A 1,503-nucleotide genomic window follows, 5' to 3' on the forward strand; every position below is an offset into this window, starting at 1 on the left:
ATGACGATCAAGACCATTCCGCATTTCCTCAACGGGGAAGAGACCCATGGGGTCGGCGAGCGGACGCAGCCGGTGTTCAACCCGGCGACCGGGGCGCAGTCGGGGGAGCTGCGCCTGGCGGACGCGGCCGATCTCGAGACCGCTGTCGGGCATGCGAAGAAGGCCTCGGAGTCGTGGGGGGACGCGTCCCTGTCCAGGCGGACCGCGGTGCTGTTCAGGTTCCGCGAACTCGTCGCCGCGCACGTGGACGACCTCGCGGCCCTGGTCACGGCCGAGCACGGGAAGGTCCTCTCCGACGCCAGGGGCGAGATCGGGCGGGGCCTGGAGGTGATCGAGTTCGCGTGCGGGATCCCGCAGCTGCTCAAGGGCGCGTACTCGGACCAGGCCTCGACCGGGATCGACGTGTTCTCCTACCGCCAGCCCCTGGGCGTGGTGGCGGGGATCACCCCGTTCAACTTCCCGGTCATGGTGCCGCTGTGGATGGCGCCGGTGGCGATCGCGACCGGGAACGCGTTCATCCTCAAGCCCTCCGAGCGGGATCCCTCGGCCTCGATGCTCCTGGCCCGGCTGTGGGCCGAGGCGGGCCTGCCCGCGGGGGTGTTCCAGGTCCTGCACGGGGGCAAGGAGACCGTGGACGGGCTCCTGCGGCACCCGGACGTGGACGCTGTCTCGTTCGTGGGCTCGACCCCGATCGCGAAGTACGTCCACGAGACCGCGACAGCGCACGGGAAGCGGGTCCAGGCCCTGGGCGGGGCGAAGAACCACGCGATCATCCTCCCGGACGCGGACCTGGACAACGCCGCGGACCACCTCGCCGCGGCCGCGTTCGGCTCCGCCGGGGAGCGGTGCATGGCGATCTCGGTCGCGGTCGCCGTCGGCCCCGTGGCCCAGGAGCTCGTGGGGAAGGTCGCCGAGCGGGCCGAGGCGGTCAGGGTCGCCGAGGGCACCGACCCGGGGGCGGAGATGGGCCCGGTCATCACCGCGGCCTCGAAGGAGCGGATGAAGTCGATCGTGACCTCCGCGGCCGAGGCCGGGGCCGACCTGGTCGTGGACGGGCGCGAGTTCACCGTCCCGGGCAAGGAGGACGGGTTCTGGTTCGGCCCCACCGTGATCGACAACGTCGGAACGGACATGGCCGCCTACACCGAGGAGATCTTCGGCCCGGTCCTGGGCGTGGTGAGGGTGCAGACCGTGGAGGAGGCCATCGAGCTGATCAACTCCAACCCCTACGGCAACGGCACCGCGATCTTCACCTCCTCCGGCTCCAACGCCCGCAAGTTCCACCGCGGCGTCCACGTGGGCATGATCGGGGTCAACGTCCCGATCCCCGTCCCGGTCGCCTACCACTCCTTCGGCGGCTGGAAGAACTCCCTCTTCGGCGACAAGCACATCTACGGCGAAGAAGGCGTCTCCTTCTACACCCGCGCCAAGGTCGTCACCCAACGCTGGCCCGAACCCACCCACGCCTCCGGCGCCTCCTACAACTTCCCCTCCAACTAGGCG

1 protein-coding gene is annotated in these 1,503 nt (G+C 70.3%); it reads left to right on the forward strand.

Features of this window, described 5'->3' with window-relative positions; all coding sequences use genetic code 11:
- Entirely contained in the window at positions 1-1,500 is a 1,500-nt protein-coding gene (locus tag E6A21_RS17700; RefSeq protein ID WP_138445487.1) for a CoA-acylating methylmalonate-semialdehyde dehydrogenase, read from the forward strand.
- Positions 1,501-1,503: the final 3 nt, after the last annotated feature.

Source organism: Sinomonas susongensis, from assembly GCF_005877005.1.
Lineage (GTDB): Bacteria > Actinomycetota > Actinomycetes > Actinomycetales > Micrococcaceae > Sinomonas > Sinomonas susongensis.

Excerpts from the sequence above, each read along its gene's own strand:
- E6A21_RS17700 (WP_138445487.1), top strand. The coding sequence starts at position 1 with ATGACGATCAAGACCATTCCGCATTTCCTCAACGGGGAAGAGACCCAT.